The sequence below is a fragment of the Methylobacterium isbiliense genome, from assembly GCF_022179325.1.
Classification (GTDB): domain Bacteria; phylum Pseudomonadota; class Alphaproteobacteria; order Rhizobiales; family Beijerinckiaceae; genus Methylobacterium; species Methylobacterium isbiliense.
In genome coordinates this window covers 38293-45660 of the sequence record NZ_BPQQ01000014.1, presented here as the reverse complement: position 1 = coordinate 45660, position 7368 = coordinate 38293, and the positions used below count along the sequence as shown (strand labels likewise).

At 74.4% G+C, this 7368-nt stretch carries 7 protein-coding genes; 1 reads left to right on the top strand and 6 read right to left on the bottom strand.

Features of this window, described 5'->3' with window-relative positions; all coding sequences use genetic code 11:
- Positions 1–81: 81 nt before the first annotated feature.
- The 5 genes from minC to MFF61_RS06290 form a co-directional block, all read right to left on the bottom strand.
- On the bottom strand, positions 82–807 hold the full coding sequence (minC, locus tag MFF61_RS06310; protein ID WP_373324637.1) for a septum site-determining protein MinC: 726 nt from the start codon (positions 805–807) through the stop codon (positions 82–84).
- Between the two features lie 70 nt (positions 808–877).
- Positions 878–1708 (bottom strand): tellurite resistance TerB family protein, encoded by an 831-nt coding sequence (locus MFF61_RS06305; protein ID WP_238234224.1) that lies wholly within the window; start codon positions 1706–1708, stop codon positions 878–880.
- A 98-nt stretch (positions 1709–1806) separates the two neighbouring features.
- Entirely contained in the window at positions 1807–3636 is a 1830-nt protein-coding gene (locus MFF61_RS06300) for a DEAD/DEAH box helicase (protein WP_238234223.1), read from the bottom strand.
- Positions 3637–3723: 87 nt separating this feature from the next.
- A complete protein-coding gene (locus MFF61_RS06295) occupies positions 3724–4338 on the bottom strand; it encodes an OmpA family protein (protein WP_238234222.1) in 615 nt (204 codons plus the stop codon).
- Positions 4339–4747: 409 nt separating this feature from the next.
- Positions 4748–5152, bottom strand: coding sequence for a helix-turn-helix domain-containing protein (locus MFF61_RS06290; protein WP_238234221.1), 405 nt, complete (start codon positions 5150–5152; stop codon positions 4748–4750).
- 432 nt (positions 5153–5584) lie between these two features.
- Between MFF61_RS06290 and hmuQ the strand changes: the two genes are divergently transcribed.
- The gene (hmuQ, locus tag MFF61_RS06285) at positions 5585–5914 is read left to right on the top strand and encodes a heme-degrading protein HmuQ (RefSeq protein ID WP_238234220.1); all 330 of its coding nucleotides are present in this window, start codon (positions 5585–5587) and stop codon (positions 5912–5914) included.
- Between the two features lie 28 nt (positions 5915–5942).
- Here the strand turns inward: hmuQ and MFF61_RS06280 are convergent, their stop codons facing one another.
- A complete protein-coding gene (locus MFF61_RS06280) occupies positions 5943–7181 on the bottom strand; it encodes an MFS transporter (RefSeq protein ID WP_283205972.1) in 1239 nt (412 codons plus the stop codon).
- Positions 7182–7368: the final 187 nt, after the last annotated feature.

Here is a 7368-nt window from a genome sequence, read left to right as displayed (position 1 = left end):
ACTACCAGTACCTTCGCCATTCGACACCTCGTTCGCGTTGGGGGCGGTCCTTCTCGGCCGCCTTCTGTCGGTTCGCCCCAGTCAGTCCAGGATCGCGGTCTTCATCGCGTCGCCGTCGAGCCAGACGTGCACGGGCTTGCCGCGCAGGGTGGGATCGATGTCGTCGGCGATGCGGTACAGGCCGTCGATGGCGAGCAGCTCCGGCTCGAAGCGGCTGCACACGATGCGGGCGTTCGGGCTGCCGGCGGCGCCCGCGATGGCCCGGCCGCGCAGCGCGCCGTAGACGTGGATCGACCCGCCCGCGACGATCTCGGCGCCCGAGGCCACCGAGCCCATCACGGTGACGTCGCCCTCCGGAAACAGGATCGCCTGGCCCGAGCGCACCGGCGTGTCGAGCACGAGCGAGCCCAGGGTGGTCGGGCGCTCGGGCTGGGCCGCCGTCGCCGGCGCCGCAGCCGCGCCGGCCTCCGGCGGCGCGATCTCGGCGCCGGGACGGCCGCCGCTCAAGGGCGGCGGCAGGCCGGCGCCCTGGCCGGCCGCGCCCGCGCCTTCGAGCCCCATGACCGGGATCTCGCGGGCGGCGAGTTCGCCCAGGAGGGCGAGCAGCTCCTCGCGGCCCGGCGCGAGCGCCGTGACGTCGAGGATGATGGCGCGCCCGGCGAAGAAGGCCGGGGAGCGCCGCACCAGGGCGTCGAGGTCTGACAGCCAGACCTCGACGGGCGCCTCGGGGGCGAGCACCACGGCCAGGAACGAGCGGCCGCGGAAGCGGATCGGCGGTCGGGAGTGATTCGGGTTCGGCACGGGTATACGATTCGTTACCGTCCCATTCCGCGCCCGCGATGGTTAGCGATTGGTTAAGATGGCACGAATTCGTTCATCATTCCCTAACGGCATGAATCACGGTCGCGTCGAGGTGGCGGACGAGTCCGGGATCGAGCCCGAGGCGGCGGGCGAGGTGGTCGAGATAGGCGCGCTCCTGGGGCGTATCGACGTCGATGGCCATCAGGGAGGCGGCGTAGATCTCGGCCGCCTCCTCCGGCGTGCGGGCGAGCCGCGCCACCGCCTCGACGTCGAGCGGCGCGCGCAGGGCGTCCATCAGGAAGGCCTTGTCGTCCGCATCCAGGGCGTGACGGTCCATCTCGCCGAAGATCCGGGCCTGCTCGGCGGCGTCGATGTGGCCGTCCGCCTTGGCGGCGGCGATCATGGCGGTGAGGAGCGCGCGGCTCACCGCCTGCTCGTCCGCCGGGGAGGCCGGCTGGAAGCGGGTGCCGTGCAGCATCGCGGCGGCCTCCTCGGCGGAGGGCAGGAAGCCGCCGGTGCGGCCGGGCCGAGAAGCGGCGCCGACCGGCGCGGCGCCGAACGGCGCGGCGCCCGCGGGCGATCCGGCCGCGCGGGCGGGCTGGCTCGCCTGCCATTGCTGGTAGGCCTGGTAGGCGAGGGAGGCGACCATCGCGAGGCCGCCGATGCGCCCGGCATGGCCGAAGGCGCCGTGCCCCGCCCGGTGTCCCTTGCGCGACCCGAGCACCAGGGAGGCGAGGCCGCCGAGCATGGCGGCCTTCGAGCCCGAGCCGCCGACCGAGCGGGCGATCTGCTCCAGCGGCGAGCCGCCCGGGGCCTGTCCGAAGCCGCCCGAAGGGTGCCCGTAGCCGCCGCGCCCCTGCGCGGGGCCACCGAGGAACTGGTCGAGGAGGCGCTTGGCATCGAACATCGCGGTCGGGCTCCGGCTCGGGCGTGCGGGAGGTTCCAACGTGGGAAGCCGGGGCGCCCGGACAAGGGCGGCCGTCCGGAGCGAAGGCCCGCGGCCGGTCAGCGGCCGGCCGCCCGGCGCTCCCCGGCCCAGCGGCGCCGGGCCGTCCAGGCGTAGCGCGCGTCGCCGTCGAGGAGGTGCAGATGGTCGCCGAGCCGGTTGCGCTCCAGCCACGCCAGTGCGGCTTCGAGATCCTCGGCCGTCATCGCGGCCCGCGCCTTGTTGCCGAGGATCCGCTTGAGCACGGCGTTGTAGCGGTGGGCGAGGCGCCCGCCCGCCGGTGCGCGCAGCTCCGCCTCGTCCTCCACCGCCTGGGCGGTCACCATCGCGGCGACGCGGGCGCGCAGCTGCCGCTCGACCGCGGACGGGGGCAGGGCGGGGGCGGGCACGGCCTCGGGGCGCACCAGCGCCAGAGCCGGGCCGGGCCGCAGCATGGCGTAGCGCAGGCCGAGCGCGTTCGATTCGAGCGGCACGATGCCCTCGTCGCCGTCGGGCATCGGGCGAGGCTCACGCGCGGCCGCCGGGCGCTCGGCCTTCGGGCGGCGCAGGGCGGTGAGCTGCTCGGCCTCGATCCTGTCGCGGAAGCGCGCGAACAGGGGATCGTCCGGGTGGAAGACCAGCGCGTGCTGGTCCTCGTAGGGGCCGGCCTGCGGATCGACGCGGGTCGCCCGCGCGATCATCTGTTCGAGCCAGGGCCGGCTGCGGATGTGGGTGAGGGCCGCCACCACAGCGACCTCGGGGGCGTCGAGCCCCTCGTAGGCCATCGCCACGGTGACGAGCACGGCAGGCTCGGGCGTCAGACGGAAGGCCGCCAGCGCCGCCGCGGCGTCGGGCTCGGAGGAGACGGCGAGGCGCACGTCGCGCTCCGCCTGGGCGCCCGGCATCCAGCCCCGCAGCATCGCGCAGTAGCGCTGGGCGCTCGCTTGGTCGGGCGCGACGACGAGGAGCTTGCCGAGGCCGCGCGCCGGCTCGGCGGCGGGCAGCCCCCGGGCGAGGCGGCGGGCGGCGCGCAGCCGGCGGGTGGCGAGGAAGGCCTCGTGCAGGAGGTCGCGGGCGAACCCCGTGCGCAGGGCGGTGAACAGGGCCGGGCGCGTGGTCGGGCCGGGGGCGGGGCCCGAGAGGCGGTGGGGGCCGACCCGCGCCTGCCCGTCCGCCCGGCCGCCCTCCAGCCAGCTCGCCTCGCCGTCGAGCGCGCCGAAATTGACCGGCAGCACCGCCCGCTCGGCGAGCGCCTGCGCCCGCGAATAGCCGATCACCGCCCAGCCCGGGGCGGCGATGTCCGGCACGGGCGCCCGCCCCGGCTCGTCCCGGTAGGGAAGCCAGAGGATGCGCCGGCCGTCGGCCCGCTCCAGGGTGCCGGAGAGGAGGAGGCGCAGGCGCGCATGGCGCAGCAGGGGCGCGAGCGCCCGGCTCCAGGCCGCCGCCTCGCTCGCCGGATCGCCCTCCGCCAGCGCCGGAAGATGGTGGATCTCGTCCACGACGAGGAGCGTGCGGTGCCGGGTGATCTCGGCGAGGTGGAGCGCGGGTGCGGCGGCCACCGCCTGGTAGGTGGTGACGTAGCCGGCCAGTCCCCGGGCGGGATCGGGCGCGTTGTCGGCGGCCCGCACCGCGAGGGCGTGGCCGAGGGCGGACCGCCAGAGCGGATCCGCGAAAGCTTCCTCGGCCTGGAGGCGCAGCGAATCGCGCGGCACCACCCAGACCACGCGCTCGACCGCACCCGCCGCGACGAGCCGCGCAGCCGCGATCACCGGCAGCAGCGACTTGCCGCCGCCCGGGGTGACGGCGGCCAGGATGTCGGCGATGCCGCCGGCCTCGCCCCGCGCCATCGCGGCCACGAGTTCGGCGAGGCTGCGCTGGTGGCTGCGCAGGGGACGGGACGGGGCGCTCACGGCGCGGGGACGCGATTCATCCCCGCCAGCATGGCCGAGCCCGCCGCGCTTGTGAATCCCGGAGCCCGCTCGCCGCGCCCGCGGCGCTCACTCGCGCGAGGCGGACTTGACGCTCGACAGGTTCACGGCGACGACCCGGCGGTTCTTGGCCGCCAGCGGGTCGGCCGGATCCTTCGGCCGGCTCTTGCCGTAGCCGATGCTGATCAGGTTCGCGGCGGGCACGCCGTAATTCTCGACGATGTAGCGCTTGACCGCGAGCGCACGGCGCTCGGACAGGACTTGGTTGCCCCGATCCGAGCCTTTGCCGTCGGTGTGGCCGGCGATCAGGATGGTGTGGCCGGCCAGTTCGCGCCGGGCGAGGGTGGCCCCCAGCATCTTGACCACCGGCAGCGCCTTGGCGTCGAGGCGGGACGAGTTGAACGCGAACGGCACGTCGAGATCGATGTGGGGCCGGCCGTCGGAGACGGCGGCGAGCTGCTCGCGTTCGAGCGCCGAGAACGAGGTCCGGTTGCGGAACGCCTCGAGCCGCGGCTCGTCGGCGCCGTTGCGGATGGCCGTGGACAGGCTGCGGGTCGGCGCCGGGGGCAGCAGCGCGCGCAGGATGTCCTCTTCGGTGACGGACTGAGCCCGCGCGCCCAGGGCGGAGCCGGTCAGGGCCGCGCAGGCCACGATCAGGCCCAGCAGCACGCGGGGGGTATGCACGCGAGGGATCGGCAGGCCGGTGGATCCAGACACGGAACGCTCCTGTGCAGAACCGGCGGCGCGGACGCGACACCGCGTCCACCCTTCCACTATGCCACAGGCCGCGCGGCGCGCATGTGCGTCAGCGCACGCACAAGCGGACAAGGCCGGCGGCCGGCTTCGCCCGGGTCCGCTCAGCACCCGCCCTTGCATTGGACCCGCGCCTCGGCCGGCACCGGCGCGCCCATCAGGGCGGTGCCGGCCCCGAGGCCGAGCAGCACGAGGACGAAGAGGAGACGGACACGACGCATGACCAGGGCCTCCCAGGCGCGGAGCGGGTCGGCCCAGCGCCGACGGCATGCCCGCCAGTAAGCCCGGCCTCGGCCCGGCCGGCAGTGCGTCCCCGCACGCGGCGGCGCCCGCCGCCCCGCTACTCGATCGCCGCGACGCCGGAGCCCTGCGGCCGGCTGAGCCGCGCGGCGGACCGCACGATCGCCAGCACCTCGCGGCGCAGTTGGTCGTCCTCGATCTGCACGTAGGCGCGCAGGACGTCGATGGCACCCTGCGTGCTGAGGAAGCCGAAGACATTGTCGTCGCGGGCGGAGGCGTCGCCCGGCTCCTCGAAGAATGCCGAGACCGGCACCTCCAGCAGGCGGGCGATCTCGCGCAGGCGGCCCGCCCCGACGCGGTTCTGGCCCTTCTCGTACTTCTGGACCTGCTGGAACGTCACGCCCACGGCATTGCCGAGGGCGGTCTGGCTCAAGCCCTTCGCCTTGCGCAATGCGGTGATGCGGATGCCGACGAGGCGATCGACCTCGGTAGTCTGCTTAGGCATAGAAACCCGACACCCTGTCCCACAGACCGCACGGCACAGCCGCCGGCCTCCCCGAAACTCTGCCGCGCCTGAACGGATCCCGCCAGCCGGCGCCGGACCATCGGTCCCGCGCCGCTGCCGGACCGGGTCGCCGCTCCGGCTCCGCCGCGACCCGTTGCCGCCCGCACGGTCGGGGATTTCCGCCCGACGTGCCAAGCTCCGCCTCGATGGATCTGCCATGCAACCTAGCCTCCGTCTACACGCGACGGATGAATTCCCAAGAGGAATACTCCCGAAAAACTACCGAGGCGGCGCAGGCCAGTCGAGTCAGCCTTGACGGGGGTGGTCCCGGACCCGGCGAGCCGCCCGCTTGATTGACCGCGCGGAATGGCCTTGAGTCGCGCGTACCCGGGAGGCGGCCGTCGGGCGACGCTCCCGCCAAGGAGACTCGCGATGTTCTTCGCCATGAACCGGTTCAAGGTCTACAAGGATGCCACGGCGGAGTTCGAGCAGGTCTGGCTCGGCCGCGACAGCCATCTGGGCGAGATGCAGGGTTTCGTGGAGTTCCACCTGCTGCGCGGGCCGGAGCACGATGACCACGTGCTCTACGCCTCGCACACGGTCTGGGCCTCGCGCGCCGATTTCGAGGCCTGGACCCGCTCCGAGCAGTTCCGCAAGGCGCACAGCAAGGCGCCGGGCACCAAGCCGCTCTACCTCTCGCATCCGCAATTCGAAGGGTTCGAGGCAGTGCAGACCCTCGGCCGCGCCGAGGCGGCCGAGTAGACCGCGCCGCCGCGGATCCCGGCTCCGCTCAGCCGATCCGCGGCGGCGCGATCCGCGGCAGGAAGACCGCCAGGAGGCCGATGGCCGGCAGGAAGGCGCAGAGCGCGTAGACCTGCTCGATGCCGGTGCGGTCCGCGAGTTCGCCGAGCAGCGCCGCGCCGAGGCCGCCCATCCCGAAGGCGAAGCCGAAGAACAGCCCGCCCACCAGCCCGACCCGGCCGGGCAGCAGCTCCTGGGCGTAGACCAGGATCGCCGGCATGGCCGAGGCGAGGATCAGGCCGATCGGCACCGTGAGCAGCACGGTCCCGAGCAGGGTGGCGTGCGGCAGCGCCAGCGTGAAGGGCAGCACGCCGACGATCGAGCCCCAGATCACCACCTTGCGTCCGAAGCGGTCGCCGACCGGCCCGCCGAGGACGGTGCCGGTCGCCACGGACCCCAGGAAGACGAACAGATAGACCTGCGCCTCCTGCACCGACACGCCGAAGCGGTGCAGCAGGTAGAACGTGTAGTACGACGTGAAGCTCGCCATGTAGAAGTATTTCGAGAAGATCAGCACAAGCAGGATCGCCACCGTGCCGACGATCCGGCCGCGCGACAGCACGGCCGGGGCGACCGGCCCGCCCCTGCGCCCGCGCGCGGCGCCGCGGGCGAGGCGGCCGCGGTACCAGCGCCCGACCAGGCTCAGCACCACGAAGCCGGCCAGCGCCGCGAGGGCGAAGAGCGCGATGCTGCGCTGGCCGTGCGGCACCACGATGAAGGCCGCCAGCAGCGGGCCGGCCGCCGTCCCGGCATTGCCCCCGACCTGGAACACCGACTGCGCGAGGCCGTAGCGCCCGCCCGCGGCGAGCCGGGCCACCCGCGAGGCCTCGGGATGGAAGATCGCCGAGCCGGTGCCGACCAGGGCCGCCGCCGCGAGCAGGACCGGGAAGCTCGACGCGACGGACAGGAGCAGCAGCCCCGAGAGCGAGACCAGCATGCCGCAGGCGAGCGAGAACGGCAGCGGACGCCGGTCCGTGAGCAGCCCGACCACCGGCTGGAGCAGCGAGGAGGTGAGCTGGAAGCCGAGCGTCAGCAGGCCGATCTGACCGAAATCGAGGGCGTAGGCCTGCTTGAGCAGCGGATAGATCGCCGGTAGCAGCGACTGGATCAGGTCGTTGAGGAGATGCGACAGGCTCAGTCCCGCGAGCACGGCTGCGGCCGGTCCGGCCGCTCCCGCCGGCGCCCGCACCTCTCCGGGCATCCCGTCCCGGCTCGCCCGCGCGTCCATCCGCCGGCCGCTCCTCGTCGCTGCGTCCCCGTCCTCTCTACACCGGCTGTGCTCGCCGGCCTCTGCCGGCTTCCGCAGGGCAGGGTTGCCCGCTCCGGCACACCCGTCCCGGCCCCGCGCTTGCCCCGGTGATCCCGCCCGGCCGGCGCGGACCGCGACAGCGTCCCGTTCCGGCACGGGCGGCCCG

Bases quoted from the DNA above. Each gene is read 5' to 3' on its own strand.
- MFF61_RS06305 (WP_238234224.1), bottom strand. From the start codon at position 1,708: ATGTTCGATGCCAAGCGCCTCCTCGACCAGTTCCTCGGTGGCCCCGCG.
- MFF61_RS06290 (WP_238234221.1), bottom strand. From the start codon at position 5,152: ATGCCTAAGCAGACTACCGAGGTCGATCGCCTCGTCGGCATCCGCATC.
- hmuQ (WP_238234220.1), top strand. From the start codon at position 5,585: ATGTTCTTCGCCATGAACCGGTTCAAGGTCTACAAGGATGCCACGGCG.
- MFF61_RS06280 (WP_283205972.1), bottom strand. From the start codon at position 7,181: ATGGACGCGCGGGCGAGCCGGGACGGGATGCCCGGAGAGGTGCGGGCG.